Origin of the sequence: Cupriavidus necator (assembly GCF_016127575.1) — a bacterium.
GTDB lineage: Bacteria > Pseudomonadota > Gammaproteobacteria > Burkholderiales > Burkholderiaceae > Cupriavidus > Cupriavidus necator_D.
This window is the reverse complement of record NZ_CP066019.1, coordinates 39275-59570: the sequence shown is the minus strand read 5'-3', so window position 1 is coordinate 59570 and position 20296 is coordinate 39275. Positions and strand designations below refer to the sequence as shown.

Here is a 20296-nt window from a genome sequence, read left to right as displayed (position 1 = left end):
TAACAATTCGCATTATTACCCTCAAGGTCGTACATTGCGCCACCGGGCCACCCTCAAAAAAAATGAGGCACCCGTAAAATTTTCCTTGTAATGAGATCGATTCCCATTTACTATCCGATCACTGCCTGACGCACGACGCACCTCCCGACAGGCAGACCGGCCAGGTCCGGCGCGCCGCGGCACGCGGCAGCAACCGAAGCTGGCAGGAACGACAGGATTTCCGGATGCCGCCGCTGCGGCATTCGACACCGACTTTTGTGGGGACCGCTCCGTCACGCGGAGCGTTTGGCAGTAGCCAGTCTTCGGAAGATCGGGAAAGCAACCAGACCCCGCTTTCCCGATCGCGTCTTCCGGTGACAAGCCAGGCCATCTTTTTATTCCGCGCGTCGTGCAGGCACGGCGCGCCGCCAGGGACGGGGGCGCCAGCACTGGTCCGGCCCTGGCGCTTCAGCCTGAAATCCCGCCAAGCCATCGACGCCGCCCGTGCGCGGCGCCAGGCCGGGCGCCGCCCTGCGCGCGGGGCGCCAGCCGCATGCCAATGCCTTCCGCCATGTCATTCGAGAGCACAAACCCGATCCATCTCAAGCGCGCCGGCCTGAAGGCCACCTCGCCGCGCATGCGGATCCTTGAAGTGTTCCGCACCAGCGCCCGGCGCCACCTGAGCGCCGAAGATGTCTACCGCATCCTGCTGACGCAGGACGAGGACGCGGGACTGTCCACGGTGTATCGCGTGCTCAACCAGCTGGTGCAGGCCGACATCCTGCTGCGACACAGCTTCGAGTCCGACCACGCCGTGTTCGAACTCAACGAAGGCGGCCACCATGACCACCTGATCTGCGTCGCCTGCGGCCGCGTGGAGGAATTCCGCGATGAAAGCATCGAGCAGCGCCAGCGCCAGGTAGCCGCCGACAACGCCTTTGTTTTGCGCGAGCACATGCTGGTGCTGTACGGCGTCTGCCCGCAATGCCGTGCCGGCGCCACCGAGGCCGAGCCCACGCCGGAGCTGCCCGCCCGGGCGTAAGCTCGCCGCGCACCTGACGGAGCCATCCATGGAGCGCCTGAACAAGCCCCTGTCCGAACTGAAACGCCTGATCAACCTGTGCCTGCGGCAGGAGCCCGGCTGCCACGACTGCCAGCTGCGCGCGGTCTGCGTGCACCGGCCCGACCACACCGGCTGCAACTGGAGCGCCGAAGTCGATTTCCCCGAACGCAGCGAAGCCGACGCCGTGCGCCACCTGCGCCAGGCACGCCGCGTGGTGATGATGGTGCGCGAGCAGTACAACGTGGCGGCGGGCACGGCGGCACAGGCCTGAGTCAGGGACCTCGCGTCCTGGCTCAGATATCGAGTTGCGCTGCAGTGATGCCGAGTGCGGCGGCAATGCGCTCACGCGAGGTCTTGCGCAGGCGGGTGCTGTTCTCCTGCTGCGCATAGGCTGGCTGTGAAATGCCGAGGCGCACTGCGACGTCTGCCTGGGTCAGGCCAAGATGCTCGCGCCAGGCGCGCAGAGGCGGCACGTCATCGGCTAGCACGCGACGCACGACCGCATGCGGAACCAGATCACTGGCGCGCGCATATTGCGAGAGGTAGTCCCCATAGGGAATCACGACAAACGCCGGCTTGCCATCCGGCCCGATGATCGTCTGGATGTTAGTAGGTGCGTTCATCCCGCTTTCTCACTTCCTGTATTTCCACGATTCATATCGCTCCGTCCCCGTCGGACAGCACCCGGTAGTTGCCGACTCCGAGCCGATAGCCATAGGCATGGTTGGCTAGCGCTTTGACATGTTGGCAGTTCGGCATATGCCCCAAGTCCTCAATCGCATCAAGGATCGTGGCGCGCATTGGCTTGTCGAGCTTTCGGACTTGCCTCGTGGCCTTCGTTGCCCAATATATCGAGTTCATCACTCGAATATAAGAAATTTATAAGCAATAAAGGCGTTATGGCAATGAATATAAGTTTATTCTTATCCAGAGGCGCTCAACGTTTGACCGCTACACCACCTGCCGGACTGGCGCCGTGCTCCACCCCCGTCACCGGCCGCAACACCAGCCATACCGCCACCCCGATCAGCACGCCACCCGCCGCGTGCGCCCACGACAGTGCCTCGCCCAGGAACAGCGCGCCCCAGACGATGCCGAACGGCGGGATCAGGAAGGTGACGCTCAGCGAGCGCACCGGGCCCAGCTCGGCAATCAGTCGGTAATACAGGATGTAGGCCAGCGCCGTGCACAGCACGCCCAGCCCCAGCATGGCCGCCCACACGCCGGCGCCGGCAGCGGGCAGCGTGTTGTGGCGCCACAGCGCGGCGAGGCAGAAGGGCAGCAGGAACACGGTGGCACCGACCATGCTGCCGGCGGCGACCAGCCGGCTGTCTAGCCCGCCGCGCCGCGTGATCCAGCGCCGCGCGAGAAAGCCGGAGAGGCCGTAGCAGGCGGTGGCCGCCAGGCAGGCCAGCGCGCCCAGCAGCACGTCGGTCGAGAACGCCACCGGTCCGGTGCGGGTCAGCACCGCGACGCCCGCCACGCCCAGCAGCACGCCCAGGGCCTTGGCGCGCGTGAGCCGTTCGGAAAACGCCAGCGCGCCGATCAGCACGCCCATCAGCGGGGTCATGGCATTGAACACGGCCGAATAACCGGCCGGCAGCCACAGCGCGGCGATGGCGTACATGACAAACGGGATACCGGAATTGACCACACCCAGCGCCAGCACCGCCGGCCATTTGCCCTGCATATCCCAGCGCAGCTTCAGCAGCGGCAGGCATGCCGCCAGCGTGAGCGCGCCGATCAGCACCCGGGCGAACGCGGTCGGCATCGGTCCCAGCGCCGGCACGCCGATGCGGATAAACAGGAAACTGGCGCCCCAGATGGCGGCCAGGGCAAGCAAGCGGGCGAGATCGGCGGGTTTCATCAGGGGAACCGGGAGGCGCGGGTTGGAGGTTGCCGCGATTTGACGCCTGTGCAGCGCATGCCGCAAGCCGGATTCGGACCTGTGCCCCGCCGTCGCCACGATGGCGATCCGCTTTCCGCCAGGAATTTAGGTGATGTTGACTGATTTACGACATTTTCGAGCGCCGCTCCCTGCACAATCTCACGCCAATTCGTCACTTTTCCAATCAAAAGCTTTCATCATCACCCCACGCTGGAGGGGGGCTGTTACCGGCGCGTGACAAGCCGCCTTCGATTAAATTAAACTCTGGTCTGCGCCAGAGTTAATTGACCCCTCCGACGCATTCCCGACAAGCCGCCAGGGCTCCTGGCGGCTTCTTTTTTGTCCGAACGGGTAAAATGCGCCTTGCCCGGCGCATGAGCACTGCCAGTCCAGCAGGATGACAGGTGCCGCGCCACAGGCATCACAAGGCCTGCAAACCCCGAGTTCCGGACGGCGCCTGCGTCAACCGGCGCGGCGTCTGCCGCGTTGCCAGTCCACATGAAACGACAGTTCCTGGGCCTGCTGGCCCGCGTCTACGTCCTGCAATTCGCGCTTGAAGTCCCGGCTACGGTGGCCATGCTTGCCGACATGTTGCTGGAATACGGCTTCCAGGTCGATATCGGCTCAGTGCGCCCGTTGCTGCGTGCCCTGCAAATGGAAGGCTATCTGGAAAGCGTGCTGCGCGACGGCATCGGCCGGGTCTACCTGCTGACCGAGCGCGGCCGCGAAGAGCTCCAGGCCAGCCGCCAGCGCATCGACGATCTCTACCGCCGCCTGCACGCCGGCCAGCCGGCCACCGACGAAGTGCCGCAACAGGCCTGATCCGGCCAGGGCGGCCGCCGCGGCGCGGGGAGCGTACCCGTTTCTGCGGGCCATCTCCTCGCCGCCGGGCGCGCCGTGTGCCTTACTTCTTCTCCGCCTTCCCTTCGTAGCGCTTGCTCCATTCAGCCAGGATGCGGTCGCGGTTGTCGCTCGCCCAGCGGAAGTCGTTCTTGATCAGGCGCTTCTCGTAGTCGGCGGGCAGCAGCGCGTCGGGCCTGGCAATGCCGGGCACGGCCAGCACGGCAAAGTTCTTCTCATACAGCGCCATCGCTTCACGCGAGGCCGAGAAGTCAGCCAGCTTGCGCGCGGCGTCCAGGTTCCTGGTGCCCTTGACGATGGCGGTGGCCTCGATGTCCCAGCCCAGGCCTTCGCTCGGCAGCACGATATCGATCGGCGCGCCTTCCTTCTTCGACTTCATGGCACGGTACTCGAACGCAATGCCGATCGGGAACTCGCCCTGCGCGGCCATCTTGCACGGCTTGGAGCCCGAGTGCGTGTACAGGCCGATGTTCTTGTGCAGGGCATCCATGTACTGCCAGCCCTTCTGCTCGCCCATCATCTGCAGCCAGGCGCTGACATCGAGGAAGCCCGTGCCCGACGAGGCCGGGTGCGGCATCACCACCTTGCCCGCGTAGATCGGCTTGGTCAGGTCGGCCCACGAGGCCGGCTTGGGCAGGCCCTGCTTCTGCGCCTCTACGGTGTTGAAGCAGATCGCCGCGCCCCACACGTCCATGCCGACCCATGCCGGCGGATTGGCCGGGCTGCGGTACTTGGCATCGATCGCGGCCAGGTTCTTCGGCGCATACGGGTCGAGCATGCCTTCCTTGTCCAGGATCGCCAGGCTGGAGCCGGCCAGGCCCCACACCGCATCGGCGCGCGGCGCGGCCCTTTCCGCCAGCAGCTTGGCGGTGACGATGCCGGTGGAATCGCGCACCCACTTGATTTCGATATCGGGATGCACCTTCTCGAACGCGGACTTGTAGGCGGCGATCTGGTCGGCTTCGAGCGCGGTATAGACCGTCAGCACGGTGGCGGCGCTGGCGTTGCCGGCCAGCATCGGCAGGGCGGCCGCGGCGGCAAGCGCCGCGACAAGGTTGGTGATGCGGGACATGGTTTCTCCTTGGGTTCGGTGAGTGTTCCGGAATGCAGGGGTACGGCGAATCGGGCAAAGGTCAGCCGGCGCGCCAGCGTTGTGCGCGGCGCAGCCAGCCGGCCGAGACCGCGTGCAGCAGCAGGGCCGCCAGCACCGAGGTCAGCAGGATCAGCGTCGACATCGCGGCAGCGGGCGCGGTGTCGCCGGCATCGTCCATGTTCAGCACCGAGATCGCCGCCAGCACGGTGTCGGGGCTGTACAGGAAAATCACCGCCGAGACCGTGGTCATCGACGACACGAAGAGGTAGCGGAAGATATCGAGCAGTGCCGGCAGGCACACCGGCACGGTCACGCGCCAGCACGTCACCAGCGGCGCCACCCCGAGCGACAGCGCCGCGGCCTCGAACTCGTTGTCGAGCTGGCGCAGCGCCGCGGCCGCGGTCAGATGGCCGGTGGTGTAGCAGTGCGCCACGTTGCACAGCACCAGCAGCGCCATGGTGCCGTACAGCGCGTGCAGCGGATTGCCGGGCGCGTTGAAGAAGAACACATAGCCCAGGCCCAGCACCAGCCCCGGCACCGCCATCGGCAACAGGAAGCCCGCGCGCAGCACGCCGTGCAGCCAGGCCGGGCCGCGCGTGCGCAGCGTCAGCCAGGCGCCCAGGAAGATCGCCGCCGTGCCCGCCAGCGCGGTCAGTGCCGACAGCTTCAGGCTGTTGCGGTAGGCCAGCCAGCCGCCGCCGTCCATATTGTCGAAGTCGTAATGCGCCAGCGTCAGGCCCAGGTTGTACGGCCACAGCTTGACCAGCGACGCGCCCAGCGCGGTGGCGATCACTGCCAGCAGCGCGGCACTGACCAGCGCCACCAGCAGCAGGCACGCGCCGTCGCGGCCGCGCTCGGGCGCCGGCACATACACCTGCGCGCGGCTGCCCATCTGTGTGCGCTGGCGCTGCTGCATTGCCATGTCCACGGCAAAGGTCAGCAGCGCGGGCGCCAGCAGCAGCATGCCGATCAGCGCGCCGCGGTCGAACTGCTGCTGCCCGACCACCGCCTTGTACGCTTCCAGCGCCAGCACCGGATAACCGCCGCCCACCACCTTGGGTACGCCAAAGTCCGTGATCACCAGCGTCAGCACCAGGCAGGCGGCGGCGAACAGGCCCTGGCGCGCGCCCGGCAGCGTGACCGTGCAGAAGGTACGCCACGGGCTGGCGCCCATCGCGCGCGCCGCCTCATAGAGGCGCGCATCGGCCAGCGACAGCGTCGCCACCAGCACCATCAGCGCATGCGGGAAGGTGTAGAAGGCCTCGCCCAGCACGATGCCCCAGAAGCCATAGATGCCGCCTTGCCCGAAGGCGCCGCGAAAGATGCCCTGGTTGCCGAACAGGTAGACCAGCGCGATCGCCGGCAGCAGCGACGGCGCAAACAGCGGCAGCAGCGCAATGCCGCGCCACAGCGGCCGCAGTGCGATGCAGGAACGCTGCAGCGCATAGGCAAAGCCAAATGCCAGCGGCACCACCAGCGCCACCACCGCCAGCGACACCGCCACGCTGCGGCCGAGCATCGGCAGGAAGTTGGAGCTGGTCACCAGCGCCGCCATGCGCGCGCCCAGCGCCCATTGCCCCGCCGCATCGAACCACGCCTGGCGGAACAGCGCCAGCAACGGCAGCAGCAGGCCGACGGCCAGCCCGGCCAGCCAGAGCCACTTCATCGCGGTCGGGGCACCGTGCGCCAGCCGGGAGGCCAGGCCGGTGCCGCGCGGCGATGCTGCCTGCGTAGCCTCGGGCAGGACGGCAGTGACCGCGCGCATCATGCAAACACCCGCAACGCCTGCGCGGGCAGCGCAATCCAGAACTTGTGGCCGCCCGCGTCGGGCAGCCGGTGCCGCGCCTCGCGCGCCACGTCGGCAAACAGGGTCAGCCCCGGCAGGCGATCCGCATCCAGCGCCAGCCGGTAGCGGTTGCCGAGGTAGGTCTGGTCGACCACGCGCGCCAGCAGCCGGTTGGGCTCGGCAGGATCCGGGTCCAGCCGCACCGCTTCCGGGCGGCAGCACAGCCGGCCGGCGGATGCCGCCGGCTGCGGCGAGTCGACCAGGAAATCGACGGCCTGGCTGCCCTCGCCGACGGTGAAGCGCCCGGCCTGCACGCTGCGCCCCGGCAGCCAGTTGGCCTGCCCGACAAAACCGGCGACAAAGGCCGACGCCGGCTGCTCATAGATTTCGGCGGGAGTGCCGGCCTGCACGATGCGCCCGCCGTCCATCACGGCAATGCGGTCGGCCATGGTCATGGCCTCTTCCTGGTCGTGGGTGACCATCACGGTGGTGATATTCAGCCTGCGCTGCAGCTGGCGCAGCTCCAGCCGCAGGTGTTCGCGCACGCGGGCGTCGAGTGCCGACATCGGCTCATCAAGCAGCAGCAGCGAAGGCGCCGGCGCCAGCGCGCGGGCCATCGCCACGCGCTGCTGCTGGCCACCGGAGAGCTGGCCCGGGAACTTGCGCTCGCTGCCGGCCAGGCCGACCAGGTCGAGCATCTCGGCCACGCGCGCGTCGCGGTGCGTGCGTCCCATGCCGCGCCCGTGCAGTCCATAGGCCACGTTCTGCGCCACGGTCAGGTTGGGAAACAGCGCATAGGACTGGAACAGGATGCCGTAGTCGCGTGCCTGCGGCGGCAACCCGGTCAGTTCACGCGCGCCGGCATGGATGCGTCCTGCGTCCTCGCGCTCAAGTCCCGCGATGATGCGCAGCAGCGTGGTCTTGCCGCACCCGGACGGGCCCAGCAGGCACAGCAGCTCGCCCTGCCCGACCGACATCGACACGCCGTCCAGCGCCACGAAGCTGCCAAAGCGCTTGCTGACCTGCTCCACTGCCAGGAACGCCCGGCCCTCCCCGGACTTGCCTGCCTGCATCACCGAATCTCCGCAATCTCAATTGAATCGGTCGCCAGCATAGGCAGCGCAGATGCCAGCCGTGTGGCAGATCGGCAAAGTATTTCGATGGAGGTATCGGGGGATTTGGGATGGGGCAGCGGCGCGGGCACGCCGGCAAGTTATGAATGGTGCCCCTGGACGATTATGGCTCGCGCAGCGCAGTGGCGCCCGCAGACGTGGGGGTCGGCACCCGAATCCCCTGTTCCAGGATCTCCCGCAGCACCTGCTGCGGCACCGCCTGGCTGAACAGGAACCCCTGCAGCCCGTCGCACCCCTGCGCCCGCAGGAACTCGAACTGCGCCGCCGTCTCCACCCCTTCGGCAATCACCTTGAGGTGCAGCTGGTGGCCCAGCGCGATGATCGCCGCTGCCACCGCCTGGTCGTGGCCGGGCGTGGCCACGTCGTCGACAAAGGACTTGTCGATCTTGAGCCGGCTGATCGGCAGCCGGGTCAGGTAATTGAGCCCGGAGTAGCCGGTGCCGAAATCGTCGATCGACAGCCCCACGCCCAGCTCGCGCAGCCGGCGGAAGGTCTCGATGGTGGTCTCGCCGCCGTCGACCAGGATGCCTTCGGTGACTTCGATCACCAGCCCCTGCGGCGGCAGGCCGGCCTGCTGCAGGCAGTGCGCCACGGTATCGGGGAAGTTGGCCTGGCGCAGCTGCAGCGGCGAGATATTGACCGCGACCTCGATCTCGCTGCCCAGCGCCTGGCGCAGGGCCTGGATTTCGCGGCAGGCGGTGGCCAGGGTCCATTCGCCCAGCGGCGCCACCAGGCCGCTCTGCTCGGCGATGGGGATGAACTCGGCCGGCTGCATGGCGCCGCGTTCCGGGGTGTTCCAGGTAATCAGCGCCTCGACGCCGGTTATAGCCAGGGTCGCGGCATCGACGATCGGCTGGTAGCGCAGCCGGAACTCATCGCCGGCGAGCGCGCGCCGCAGCAGCCCTTCGATGGTGAAGCGCGCCAGCGAGGCCTCGGCCATGGCGCTGGCAAAGCGGCACAACTGTGCGCGCCCGTCGTGCTTGGCCGCGTACACGGCCGAATCGGCAGCCTTGAGCAGCTCGGTCAGGCTATCGCCATCGTCCGGGTAGATCGCCATGCCGATCGATGGCGTCACGCGCAGGCGCTGGCCGCCGGCCTGCAGTTCTTCATTGACGCGCGCCTGGATCTTGGCGGCAATCAGCTCGGCTTCGCTGTCGTGGCGCAGGCCGCCCAGCACCACGCCGAATTCATCGCCGCCCATGCGCGCCACCAGGTCGCCCTGTCGTACCGCGCCCTTGAGGCGGTCGGCCATGGTGCGCAGCACGTCGTCGCCGACGGGGTGGCCGAGCGAGTCGTTGATGTGCTTGAAATGGTCCAGGTCAAGCAGCAGCAGCGCCACGCGCTCGCCGTGGCTGCGCGCGTACAGCAGCAGCGCCTGCGCGCGCTCGCTCAGCTCGGCGCGGTTGGGCAGGCCGGTCAGCGGGTCATGCAGCGCGAGGTGTCGGATGTACTCGTCGACGCGGAGGCGCTCGGTCAGGTCGTAGCCGATGGCCTGGTAGCCAGGCGACGGCGCGGACCGGGGCACATCGGCACGATCGGCACCATCGGCGGGACCAGCTGGCGCTGCGTCAGCGGCTGGAGCCTCGATGGGCGCCGGCAGGGCGAACACCGCCAGCTGCACCGGCATGCGCGAGCCGCCCTTGCGCACCCAGGTCCATTCGCGCTCGTCGGTCAGGGCAAGCCGTGCCTTGGCCACCAGGGCGGGCAGCCCCGGCGGCACCGGCTCGCCCAGTTCGCCACTGAGCATGCGGGCATGGTCGGCCAGTTCGTCGGCAACATGCAGGCCGGTCATGTGCATGTGGCCGACCAGTTCCGCGGCGTTGTACCAGAGCATGCGCTGGCCAGCCGCGTTGATGCCGGTGATCAGCCCGTCCTCATCGAACGTGATCACGCAGAAGGCGGCATGGTCGAGCAGCCCGGCATAGCGCGCGGCCTGCACCGCGGCGGCCTGCTGGGCGCGCCGTTCCGGTTCCAGGTCCGTGACCGCCCACAGCCAGTGCGCCGCGCCGCCGTCGGCCGCAGGCAGGCGCGCGGCGCTGGCGCGCAGCGTGAAGCGGCTGCCGTCTGCGCGCACGCCCGCCAGTTCACGGTGGACTTCGGACCCCGGCGCAGCATCGCCGGGGACAACGCCGGTGGCGCCGGGGACCAGGGTGTCCAGGCTGCGTCCGGCCAGCCGCTGCGGATCAGCGCCGAACAGTTGTCCCGCCCGCTCGCTCGCGCGCACCACCACGCCCTGCGCATCGATCAGGATAAAGCCGTCGGCCGACTGCGCCAGGCACGCCTGCAGCATCGCGCTGTCATCTTCCCAGGCATGCACGGCCTGCGCTTCGCGCTGGCATGCGGCACGGCCCTGGCGTGCCAGCGCATGGGTGAGCCACGCCAGCAGCAGCGTGGCCAGCGTGCCCGCGGCCAGCGCCAGGTACGCCTGCCGCGGGCCATGCGCGGCTTCGAAGGCGGGGCGCGTGGCGGCGCGCAGCGTCCAGGTGACACCGCCATACTGGAACTGGCGCTCGCCGTGCAGCAGCGCCGCACTGCCGTCCTCGCGGCGCTCGCCCTCGGTCGGCCCGCCGGACAGCATCGGCCCGGGCGCGGCCGGGGAGCCCTCGTGCAGCGAGAGCTCCAGTTCCGCCGCCGCCGGGGCACCGACCGCGCGCATCAGGTCGCCCAGGCGCAGCGACACGTAGACATAGCCAAGCACCGCCTGGCGCCGCTGCGCCACCGTGCTGACCGGCGCCTCGCCGGCGTAGACCGGCAGGAATACCAGCGCGCCGTGCTGGTGCTGCGCCGCCTCGGTTTCGCGGACCAGTGCCAGGCCGGGCGTGAGCCGCGGTTCGCCGCTGTCGCGGGCGGCTTCCAGCGCCGCCCGGCGCGCCGGCTCGGACAGCATGTCAAAGCCGGCGGCGCGCGTGTTGCGCCCGTCCAGCGGTTCGATATAGAGGATCGGTGCGTACAGGTCGCGCTTGCCGCCGGGATGAATGTCGTAGTCGGCAAGGCCGTCGGCACGGGCGGCCTGCACCAGCCGCGGCACCCGCTGCAACGGCGTGAGCGGCGCGTAGCCGATCGACTGGGTGCCGGCGGGCAGGTCGTCGAGCTGGGCAGTATAGAGATAGTCGCGCCACTGCGTGCGCGAGGTGTCGGGGTTGGCGGTCAGCACGGCGGCCACGCCGCGCAGCAGGCGTTCGTTCTCCAGCATGCGCTCGCGCAGCGCGCTGCCGGCCTGTCCCAGCAGCGCGTCGAAATGCTGCTGCGCCTCGCGGCGCTCGAGCCGCTCCGCCTGCAGCCATGCCCCTGCCGTCAACAGCGCGCCGCCGGCCGCGACCAGCAATGACAACAAGGCAGGGGAAAGCGAAGTCAGTCTCATGGTCGATCGGTTCCGGCATGCAGCAGGGGCATGCCGTCTGCGTGGACGTGCCTTCGCATTAACGGGGGACTATACCGTGGCACGGGCAGCGCGCACACCCCCGCCGGGGATGGACCCGTTCGGGGGAAAGACCGCATGCCCCCCATGGCGGGGTATGGTAGGGTTGCACCGGAGATGCCCCCAAGTACGCGGTCTGCGCCACTGGCACTCCAACTGCGCCCTACATGCCCGTCTACACACCCACGCTGAAAGCGCGCATTGCGATCATCACCACCGTGCTGGCCGCGGTGTTCGGCACCGGCATCGTACTGACCGCCCTGTACGATGCCCACCGCGACCTGCACGATGCGCTGCAGGTCCAGCAGGATTCCGTCGTCAAGCTGACCGCCAACCAGCTCGACACCGCCATGAACGACCGCATTGTGCTGCTGTCGCACCAGGCTGCGCAACTCAGCGGCCTGCTGGTGCAGGCACACGGCGCGCAAGCCGCCGCGGCGCGCGAGCGGGCACTGGATACGCTGTCCGCAGCGATCCCGGTGCCGGCCGCGTTCAACGCGCTGCTGGTCGCCGACATGCAGGGCAACATCGTCACCCACCGCGGCGCCGGGGCGGACATTGGCGACCGCAGCTATTTCCGCGAGGCCGCCCGCTCGCTCGCGCCCGTAGTGTCGCCGCCCATCCGCTCGCGCACCAACGGCCAGATGGGGGTGATGGTGGCGGTGCCGGTGCTGACGCCGAACCGGACCTTCGTCGGCCTGGTGGGCGGCTGGCTGGACCTGTCCAGCGCCAACTTCCTGGTCGAGATCCTGCACAACCGCCTTGGCACCACCGGCTACTACTGCCTGGTATCGGCCGGCCCCAAGCCGGTCTATATCCGCCATCCCGATCCCGCGCAGGCGCGCCAGCCGGCGCTGGCCGTGGCCGATACCTGCGGCGAGGATGACAGCCCCGCGCCGCTGGAATTCCTCACGCCGGCGCGGCCGGTGATCGCGCGCTACCTGATGTCGAGCACCGGCTGGGAACTGGTGGCGCTGCTGCCCGCGCGCGAGGCCTACGCACCGCTGCACCAGATGCAGCAGCGCTTCCTGGGCATGGCCGGGGTGGCCATGGCGGCGGTAGCCCTGCTGATCTGGCTGGCGGTGCGGCGCCAGCTGGCGCCGCTGGCGCGCCTGCACAAGGTGGTACAGGCCAGCGCCAACGACCTGTCCGCGTTCGAGCGGCTGCCAACACGGCAGCAGCGCGACGAGATCGGCGACCTGACGCGCGCCTTCATCAAGCTGATGCGCGACGTGCGCGAGCGCCGCCAGGCGCTGGACCGCAGCGAACGGCGCCTGCGCGCGGTGACCGACACGCTGCCGTCGCTGCTGGCCTTTATCGACACCGATGAGCGCTATGTGTTCAACAACCAGGCCTACGAACGTGTCTTCGGCCTGAAGCCGGAGGAACTGCGCGGCAGGCACGTGCGCGAAATCCTGGGCGAGGCCCGCTACGCGCGCGTGCAGCCCTTCATGCAGCGCGCGCTGGCGGGCACTGCGGTGACCTTCGAAACCGAAGACAGCGACCCCGAATACCACTGCATGGAGAGCAGCCTGCGCCCGGAATGGAGCGCCGACGGCAGCGAGGTGGTGGGCGTGCATATCCACGTGCAAGACATCACGCAGCGCAAGCTGGAGACGCAGCGCCTGGCGCGCATGTCGCGCACCGACCACCTGACACAGCTGATGAACCGCAGCGCCTTCGAGGGCCAGCTGCATGCGGCGATGGTGCGCAGCCGCGAGCATGGCACGCTGATGGCCCTGCTGTACCTGGACATGGACCGCTTCAAGGCCGTCAACGATATCCACGGCCACGCCGCCGGCGACCAGCTGCTGCAGACCTTTGCCCAGCGCGTGCGCCGCTGCGTGCGCGAGCGCGACACCGTCGCCAGGCTGGGTGGCGACGAGTTCGCGGTGGTGCTCGAAGACATGACCCAGCCCGCCGCGGCACGCCGCGTGGCGCAGGCCATCCTGCAGGCGATGGACGAGCCCTTCGACTTCGAGGGCGTATCCGCCGACGTTGACGTCAGCATCGGCGTGGCGCTCTACCACGGCGGCCCGGCGCAGGACCGCGAACTGATGCGGCTGGCGGACGTGCTGCTATACCGCGCCAAGGGCGCGGGCCGCGGGCGCTATGAGATCGGCCCGCCGGAACTGGCGGGCGAGCTCAGCCCGCAGTAGGCGGCCCCGGCCGGGGGCTCAGTGGATAGTGCCGCCGGGCTTGTCCGACGCCGCGCCGCCGGCCCCCTCGGGCTCGAACGGCACGTGGCGGCCATCGCTGGACTGGTAGCCCAGCTGCGCATCGGCGCCCAGCATCTTCTCCCACGCGATCATGGCCTGGGCCACCGCATCGGGCGCGCCCTTGAACACCACCACGTCGTTGCCGCAGCCGGGGCATTCGCCGCCGAACACGGCATCGATGCCGGGCAGGCCCGGCACGTCGAGCGCGTCGAATTGCGCGAACGCGGTCTTGCAGTGCCCGCAGACCAACTGGGCGGGGCGCAAGGCCTCGATCTTTGCGCGTGCCTGTGCCGCACGCTCCTCGGGGGTTCCCCGCCGTTTTGCCTCGCCCATGATGTGCCTTCCTTCCCCGTGCTGCCGGTGTGTGTTTGCATCGGCCCCGCCAGTGCGGCCGGACCCGTGCCTGTTAGATGCGCAATGCGGGCCGGTGGTGCCCGGCCATGGTCGCAGGTGACGGCGGCGCTGCGTGCGCGCCGTCGCCGATCTGCTGCGCTCAGTTGGCATTGTAACCAGCGGCGCGCAGCAAATACCGGGCCGACAGGAACCGGCAGCGCCTGCTATTGTGGATAACGATGCCCCGTGCGCGTGCGGATGCGCCGCTTCCGCCACCGTGGGCATGCTGGTCCCCATCCACCTACCCCCGAAGGAGGACGTTCCATGATCCGACCCACCGTGCAGGAAAACGCCGCCCGCTACGCCGACTGCATTGCCGCCTGCAATGCCGCATCCGCTGCCGCACTCAAGTGCGCCGCGGCCTGCCTGGAAGAACAGGACGTGCGCAAGATGGCGCGCTGCATCGCGCTGGACATGGATTGCGCCGGCATCGCCCAGCTGGCCGCGTCCTATATGCTGCGCAACAGCGAGTTCGCGACGCTGGTGTGCGAAGACTGCGCCGAAGTCTGCAAGTGGTGCAAGGAGGAATGCGAGCACCATGACAACGAGCACTGCCAGGAATGCGCCCGCGCCTGCGCAGCCTGCATGGAGCAGTGCCTGAAGATGACGGCTTAGCGGTCCGCGCCCGATTCCTGCCGCCCCTGCGGCGGCTCGGCCAGTGCGACGAAGGCATCGATCAGCCTGGCGCCGCGCCGCTCGCGCAGGCAGTAGAGATACTCGTGCAGGCAGGGCGAGGCATCGGTGAAGCCCAGCACGCGCAGGTCCGGATGGCTCGGCACCTCGTGCCGGGCGATCACCGATACGCCCAGGTTGCGGATCACCGCCTCGCGGATCGACTCCCGGCTGCCGATCTCCATCTGCGCGGCGGGGCTCACGCGCGCCTGCGCCAGCATGTCTTCGGTTGCGATGCGCGTGGTCGACCCGAGCTCGCGCATCAGCAGGCGGCAGCCCGCCAGCGCACTGACGGCCACTTCGGTGTGCCCGGCCAGCGCATGGGTGCGATGCACCACCAGCATCAGCGGGTCCACGCCCAGCAGCACGCGCGACAGGCGCGCATCGTCCACCCGCTGCGACGAGGTGGCGATATCGACGCGGTATTCCTGCAGCGCTTCCAGCACCTCCTGCGAATTGCCCGTCACCACGCTGACATCGATGGCGGGAAAGCGCTCGCTGAAGCCGCGGATCAGCTCCAGCACATAGTAGGGCGCGGTCGCGCCCACGCGCAGGCTGCCGGTGCGCAGGTCGCCCGAATGGCGCAGGAAGAAGTCGATCTCGGTTTCCTGCTGCACCAGCGCCTCGACGCGCGGCAGCAATGCCAGCCCCGCGTCTGACAGCGCCAGGCGGCGCCCGCCGCGGTGGAACAGCTCGACCCCGTAGGCTTCTTCCAGCGCGCGGATCTGCGCGGTGATGGTGGGCTGCGACAGGCCCAGGCGCTTGGCGGCCTGCGTGACGCTGCCGATGCGGGCCACCATGAAGAAGGACTTGAGCTGGGCGATGAGCATGCGGCCGAGGGATGTCGCTAAGGGCAAGGCAAGGCGGCGGGCGCCTGGGCGCCGGCCGCGGTGAAGCGGTATTCTAATGGACTGCACCAAGCCACCCGGTCCAACCGTCCGCTGCCTTGCATAGGAGTCTGCCCATGTCTGACCCGTCCACCGCCGCCACCCGCATCGAGAAAGACAGCCTGGGCGACGTGCCCGTGCCCGCCGACCACCTGTGGGGCGCGCAGACCGAGCGCTCGCGCCAGAACTTCCGCATCGGCAACGAGAAAATGCCGCCGGCGCTGATCGAGGCCTTTGCCGTCCTGAAGCTGTGCGCGGCGCGCGCCAATGGCGAGCTTGGCGTGCTCAAGCCCGAACTGGCACACGCGATCGAACAGGCCGCGACCGAAGTCATCGAAGGCCGCTGGCCCGACGAGTTCCCGCTGTCGGTCTGGCAGACCGGATCCGGCACGCAGACCAACATGAACCTGAACGAGGTCATCGCGAACCGCGCGATTCAGTTGCTGGGCGGCAAGGTCGGCAGCAAGACGCCGGTGCATCCCAACGACCACGTCAACGCCAGCCAGTCCTCCAACGACAGCTTCCCCACCGCGATGCATATCGCCGCCACGCGCGCGATTCAGCAGCAACTGCTGCCGGCGCTGGAGCAGCTGCAGCAGACCTTCGCGCGCAAGGTGGAAGCCTTTGCCGATATCGTCAAGGTCGGCCGCACCCACCTGCAGGATGCGGTGCCGCTGACGCTGGGGCAGGAGTTCTCGGGCTACATGACGCAGGTGGCCGATGCGCAGTCGCGCCTGCAGCAGGCCATGCTGCGCGCGATGCCGGTGGCACAGGGCGGCACCGCGGTGGGCACCGGCCTGAACGCCCCGCACGGCTTCGCCGCGGCCTTCGCGCGCGCGCTGGCCGACTACACCGGCCTGCCGTTCGAGCCCGCGCCCAACCGCTATGCGCTGCAGGCCTCGCACGATGCGCTGGCCGACCTGTCCGGCGCGCTCAGCACCACGGCCTCGTCGTTCCTGAAGATCGCGCGCGACTTCATGCTGCTGGGCTCAGGCCCGCGCGCCGGCTTTGCCGAGCTGGTGCTGCCGGCCAACGAGCCAGGCTCATCGATCATGCCGGGCAAGGTCAACCCGACCCAGGCCGAGGCACTGGCGATGGTGTGCTGCCGCGTGATCGGCAACCACACCACGGTGACGCTGGCCAACGGGCTGGGCACGCTTGAGCTGAACGCCTACAAGCCAGTGATCATCTACAGCCTGCTGCAGTCGGTGAGCCTGCTGGCAGGGGCCGCGTCGAGCTTTGCCGAGCATATGGTCGAAGGCGTCGAGGCCGACCGCGAACGCATCGCCGAACTGCTGGAGCGTTCGCTGATGCCGGTGACCGCGCTCAATCCGCATATCGGCTACGACAAGGCCGCGGAGATCGCCAAGCTGGCGGTCAAGCGCAACCTGTCGCTGCGCGAGGCGGCGATCGCGTCCGGGCATGTCACTGAGGCGCAGTTTGCCGAGTGGATCGACCTGAAGGGGATGACGCGGGAGGTGTAGCGGGAGGTATAGCGGGGGTACAGCAGGGGTGCGCCCCGGCACGGAACCGATCCGCGCCGGGGCAGGCCGGCCTTAGCCGACGAAGGCCTTTTCCAGCACGAAATGGCCGGGATGGCTCATATTGCCTTCGGCAAAGCCGCGCTCTTCCAGGATGGCGCGGACGTCCTTGAGCATGTCAGGGCTGCCGCACAGCATGATGCGGTCGTTCTCCAGCGAGAACGGCTCCACGCCCAGGCGCTCGAACAGCTCGCCCGAGGCAATCAGGTCGGTGATGCGGCCGCGGTTGTCGAACTCTTCGCGCGTCACGGTCGGGAAGTACACCAGCTTTTCGCGCACCAGATCACCCAGGTGCTCGTGCTGCGGCAGGTGTTCCTGGATCAGCTCGCGGTAGGCCAGTTCTTCAACGAAGCGGCAGGTGTGGGTCAGCACGACCTTGTCGTAGCGCTCGTAGACCTCCGGATCGCGGATGATCGACAGGAACGGCGCCAGGCCGGTGCCGGTGGCCAGCAGCCACAGCGTCTTGCCGGGCAGCAGGTTGTCCACCAGCAGCGTGCCGGTCGGCTTCTTGCCGACGAAGATCTGGTCGCCCTCGCGCAGGTGCTGCAGGCGCGAGGTCAGCGGGCCGTCGGGCACCTTGATGCTGAAGAATTCCAGCGTTTCCTCATAGTTGGCACTGGCAATGCTGTAGGCGCGCAGCAGCGGGCGACCGTTCACCTCCAGCCCGACCATGGCGAACTGGCCATTTTCAAAGCGAAAACCAGGGTCGCGCGTGCAGGTAAAGCTGAAAAGGGTGTCGGTCCAGTGATGGACGGAGAGGATGGATTGCTGGTTCAGGTTGCTCATGGCGAAACGCGGGATACAGCGGCAGGATGCAGCGCCAAAGACGGCTGGAAGAATCTTAACGCATGCTTGGGGGCGGCGCAGGCGGAGCCTGCAACGCCAGCGCGGGATTTCCGGGATGTGCATGCGGTGCGGCCTATGCGGCACGCCCGATATTGTTGATAAATTCCGTCTAATCAATTTGATTTCCACACATTTATCCAAAGACAGCCAACATCCAACATGAGGTCATCTTCCCTTTGCTCCCAAGGAAACTGCCATGACCTCCACCCCAGCTATCTCCCGCCGCGCCGCGCTCGTCACCGGCGCCTCCCGCGGCATCGGCCGCGCCATCGCACTGCGGCTGGCCGCCGACGGCTTCGACGTGGCCATTGGCTACGCCGGCAGCGCCGCCCGGGCCGAAGAGACGGTGGCGGCGGCGCGCGAGGCCGGCAGCAATGCCATCGCCATCCAGGGCGATGTGGCGCAGGCGCCAGACGTGGCACGCCTGTTCGACACCGCGCAGCAGGCCTTCGGCCGGCTCGACGTGGTCGTCAACAGCGCCGGCATCATGCAGATGGCGTCGGTCGCGCCCGCCAGCCTAGACGCCTTCGACCAGACCATCGCCACCAACCTGCGCGGCGCTTTCCTGGTGCTGGGCGAGGCCGCCGCACGGCTGGGCCAGGGCGGACGCATCATCGCGCTGTCGACCAGCGTGATCGCGCGTTCCTTGCCCGGTTACGGTCCCTATATCGCGGCCAAGGCAGGCGTGGAAGGGCTGGTGCGGGTCCTGGCCAACGAGCTGCGCGGGCGCGGCATCACCGCCAACGCGGTGGCGCCGGGGCCGGTCGCGACCGAGCTGTTCCTCGATGGCAAATCGGAAGAGCAGGTGGCGCAGCTGTCCAAAGTGGCGCCGCTGGAGCGGCTGGGCACGCCCGAGGACATTGCCGCGGCAGTGTCGTTCCTGGCCGGGCCGGATGGGGCGTGGATCAATGCGCAGGTGGTGCGGGTGAACGGGGGCTTTGCCTGAGCCGTTGCCCGCCGGGGCAGAAGTCAGCCCCCGGGCGCCGGCAAGGATAGTTCGCAGCGCTGGCGCGCCAGCGTGTCGCGCGAGTAGCCGTGGCGCACGCGCAGCTGGTGCTCTACGGCGTCGGCCTGGTCCAGGCAGGCGAACACCAGGTCGTCCTTTACGCGCTGCGAAACACCCTTCAGGCGCGGCGCTTCATACGCGACCTGGCGCGCACGGCAGCGCAGGAACAGCAGCGTTTCCTGCGAGGCGGTGATCAGCTGGTCGTGCTCGATCCGCTTGCATTCGACCAGGTCCTGGGCAGGGGCGCTGGCGCCGGCAAAGAGCAAAGGCAGGCACAGCCATCGACGCAACGAGCGGTGCATGGCAAACGGGGGGCGCAGTAGGCCAGTTGAAGGTCCGGCTCGCATCATTGCCCATCCCCGCGCACAGTGCAAGCCGCAGCGCACGCAATACCCTGTTGCGTTTGGGCGCCAGACGGGCCGCAGCCAGATTCAGTGTCCAGCCACATGGACAATCGCGCGCAAACCATACCTGCATCACGAGCATTGATGCGCACCCCGCGGTGCTATGCCGCGGGACGCCGCCAAGAGCATGGCAATATACGGGGGCCGTAATCGCCCCCCTCTTTCATTGATCACCCCATGGACCTGAACGCCCTGCGCCTGTTCGTCGACATCGTCGATGCGGGCAACCTGAGCGCGGCCGCGCGCAAGCTCAAGATGACGCGCGCCAATGTCAGCTACCGGCTCAAGGCGCTCGAAGAAGAGCTGGGCGTGCAGCTGCTGCGCCGGACCACGCGCCATGTCGAGCCGACTCCGGTCGGTGCCGGCTTGTACGAGCACGGCCGCAACATCCTGGGCGAGGTAGCCGCCGCCAATGCGCTGATCAGCAATATGGGCAAGAGCCTGAAGGGCCATGTGCGGCTCTCGGTGCCTACTGGCCTGGGCCATTCACTGCTGTCGCCGCTGCTGGTGCTGTTCAAGCAGCGCTATCCCGACATCACGCTCGACGTGGTCTTCGACAACCGTGTGCACAACCTGGTGTCCGAGGACGTCGAAGTGGCCCTGCGCATCATCTCCACCCCGCCGGATTCAGTGGTCGCCACCGAGATCGGCGAAGTCGACTGGATCGTGTGCGCGTCGCCAGCCTACCTGGCCGGCCACCTGGCGCCGCAAGCGCTGTCCGAGCTGCAGGGGCATGCGTTCGTGTGCGCGTCGCCCGAGGGGCAGAAGCTCAAGGCAACGGGCATCCGGCACAGTGGCGGCGGCGACGGCGGTGAGATCCGTGAGCAGGTGGTGCTGGAGCCAACGCTCACCTCCGAGAACTTTGCCTTCCTGAAAGAGGCGGTGCTGGCGGGCCTGGGCATCGGCATCTTCCCGATCTATGCGATCGGCGCGGAACTGGACAGCGGCGCCCTGGTGCCGCTGCTGTGCGACTACCGCATCAGCGTGTTCGGCAGCAAGCTCTACATGCTGACCATGCCCAACCGCTACCAGACGCTGGCGACGCGCTACCTGCTGAACTTCCTGAAGACCGAACTGCAGGCAGTGTGGCCGCGGCTGCACCGCTAG

Annotated in this window: 18 protein-coding genes; 8 read left to right on the top strand and 10 right to left on the bottom strand. The window is 68.3% G+C overall.

Annotated features, from left to right (window positions below; genetic code table 11):
- Positions 1 to 532: 532 nt before the first annotated feature.
- Positions 533 to 1021 (top strand): ferric iron uptake transcriptional regulator, encoded by a 489-nt coding sequence (gene fur / locus I6H87_RS19295; protein ID WP_011616358.1) that lies wholly within the window; start codon positions 533 to 535, stop codon positions 1019 to 1021.
- A 28-nt stretch (positions 1022 to 1049) separates the two neighbouring features.
- On the top strand, positions 1050 to 1313 hold the full coding sequence (locus tag I6H87_RS19290; RefSeq protein WP_010814037.1) for a hypothetical protein: 264 nt from the start codon (positions 1050 to 1052) through the stop codon (positions 1311 to 1313).
- Between the two features lie 22 nt (positions 1314 to 1335).
- Here I6H87_RS19290 and I6H87_RS19285 read toward each other — a convergent pair whose 3' ends face one another.
- Positions 1336 to 1665 carry a helix-turn-helix domain-containing protein gene (locus I6H87_RS19285; protein ID WP_010814038.1) on the bottom strand — a complete coding sequence of 110 codons (330 nt, stop codon included), beginning with the start codon at positions 1663 to 1665 and terminating at the stop codon, positions 1336 to 1338.
- Between the two features lie 314 nt (positions 1666 to 1979).
- A complete protein-coding gene (locus I6H87_RS19280) occupies positions 1980 to 2909 on the bottom strand; it encodes a DMT family transporter (protein WP_011616357.1) in 930 nt (309 codons plus the stop codon).
- Positions 2910 to 3428: 519 nt separating this feature from the next.
- On the opposite strand from I6H87_RS19280, the gene I6H87_RS19275 reads away from it, so the two are divergent.
- Positions 3429 to 3752 carry a PadR family transcriptional regulator gene (locus tag I6H87_RS19275; protein WP_011616356.1) on the top strand — a complete coding sequence of 108 codons (324 nt, stop codon included), beginning with the start codon at positions 3429 to 3431 and terminating at the stop codon, positions 3750 to 3752.
- Between the two features lie 82 nt (positions 3753 to 3834).
- Here the strand turns inward: I6H87_RS19275 and I6H87_RS19270 are convergent, their stop codons facing one another.
- From I6H87_RS19270 to I6H87_RS19255, 4 genes are all read right to left on the bottom strand, one after another.
- On the bottom strand, positions 3835 to 4863 hold the full coding sequence (locus tag I6H87_RS19270) for a putative 2-aminoethylphosphonate ABC transporter substrate-binding protein (RefSeq protein WP_011616355.1): 1029 nt from the start codon (positions 4861 to 4863) through the stop codon (positions 3835 to 3837).
- A 61-nt stretch (positions 4864 to 4924) separates the two neighbouring features.
- Positions 4925 to 6652, bottom strand: coding sequence for a putative 2-aminoethylphosphonate ABC transporter permease subunit (locus I6H87_RS19265; RefSeq protein ID WP_011616354.1), 1728 nt, complete (start codon positions 6650 to 6652; stop codon positions 4925 to 4927).
- On the bottom strand, positions 6649 to 7743 hold the full coding sequence (locus tag I6H87_RS19260) for a putative 2-aminoethylphosphonate ABC transporter ATP-binding protein (RefSeq protein ID WP_011616353.1): 1095 nt from the start codon (positions 7741 to 7743) through the stop codon (positions 6649 to 6651). Before I6H87_RS19260 ends, I6H87_RS19265 begins: the two co-directional genes overlap by 4 nt.
- A gap of 163 nt (positions 7744 to 7906) precedes the next feature.
- Entirely contained in the window at positions 7907 to 11164 is a 3258-nt protein-coding gene (locus I6H87_RS19255; protein WP_011616352.1) for a bifunctional diguanylate cyclase/phosphodiesterase, read from the bottom strand.
- Positions 11165 to 11388: 224 nt separating this feature from the next.
- Between I6H87_RS19255 and I6H87_RS19250 the strand changes: the two genes are divergently transcribed.
- Positions 11389 to 13380: a sensor domain-containing diguanylate cyclase gene (locus I6H87_RS19250; RefSeq protein ID WP_011616351.1), complete on the top strand. Its 1992-nt coding sequence runs from the start codon at positions 11389 to 11391 to the stop codon at positions 13378 to 13380.
- Between the two features lie 18 nt (positions 13381 to 13398).
- Here the strand turns inward: I6H87_RS19250 and I6H87_RS19245 are convergent, their stop codons facing one another.
- Complete coding sequence (locus I6H87_RS19245) at positions 13399 to 13773, bottom strand: hypothetical protein (protein ID WP_010814047.1); 375 nt, start codon at positions 13771 to 13773, stop codon at positions 13399 to 13401.
- A 324-nt stretch (positions 13774 to 14097) separates the two neighbouring features.
- On the opposite strand from I6H87_RS19245, the gene I6H87_RS19240 reads away from it, so the two are divergent.
- Positions 14098 to 14448: a four-helix bundle copper-binding protein gene (locus tag I6H87_RS19240; protein WP_010814048.1), complete on the top strand. Its 351-nt coding sequence runs from the start codon at positions 14098 to 14100 to the stop codon at positions 14446 to 14448.
- Here I6H87_RS19240 and I6H87_RS19235 read toward each other — a convergent pair.
- A complete protein-coding gene (locus I6H87_RS19235) occupies positions 14445 to 15335 on the bottom strand; it encodes a LysR family transcriptional regulator (RefSeq protein WP_010814049.1) in 891 nt (296 codons plus the stop codon). The genes I6H87_RS19240 and I6H87_RS19235 overlap by 4 nt on opposite strands.
- Before the next feature lie 134 nt (positions 15336 to 15469).
- On the opposite strand from I6H87_RS19235, the gene fumC reads away from it, so the two are divergent.
- Positions 15470 to 16876 (top strand): class II fumarate hydratase, encoded by a 1407-nt coding sequence (gene fumC, locus I6H87_RS19230; protein WP_010814050.1) that lies wholly within the window; start codon positions 15470 to 15472, stop codon positions 16874 to 16876.
- A gap of 72 nt (positions 16877 to 16948) precedes the next feature.
- On the opposite strand, the gene I6H87_RS19225 is transcribed toward fumC, so the two are convergent.
- Positions 16949 to 17719: a ferredoxin--NADP reductase gene (locus tag I6H87_RS19225; RefSeq protein WP_010814051.1), complete on the bottom strand. Its 771-nt coding sequence runs from the start codon at positions 17717 to 17719 to the stop codon at positions 16949 to 16951.
- A 256-nt stretch (positions 17720 to 17975) separates the two neighbouring features.
- Between I6H87_RS19225 and I6H87_RS19220 the strand changes: the two genes are divergently transcribed.
- Positions 17976 to 18725, top strand: a complete 750-nt coding sequence (locus I6H87_RS19220) for an SDR family oxidoreductase (RefSeq protein ID WP_011616349.1) — start codon at positions 17976 to 17978, stop codon at positions 18723 to 18725.
- A gap of 23 nt (positions 18726 to 18748) precedes the next feature.
- Here I6H87_RS19220 and I6H87_RS19215 read toward each other — a convergent pair whose 3' ends face one another.
- The gene (locus tag I6H87_RS19215; protein WP_051398545.1) at positions 18749 to 19087 is read right to left on the bottom strand and encodes a hypothetical protein; all 339 of its coding nucleotides are present in this window, start codon (positions 19085 to 19087) and stop codon (positions 18749 to 18751) included.
- 279 nt (positions 19088 to 19366) lie between these two features.
- Here I6H87_RS19215 and I6H87_RS19210 point away from each other — a divergent pair, with 279 nt between their 5' ends.
- Positions 19367 to 20296 (top strand): LysR family transcriptional regulator, encoded by a 930-nt coding sequence (locus tag I6H87_RS19210; protein ID WP_010814054.1) that lies wholly within the window; start codon positions 19367 to 19369, stop codon positions 20294 to 20296.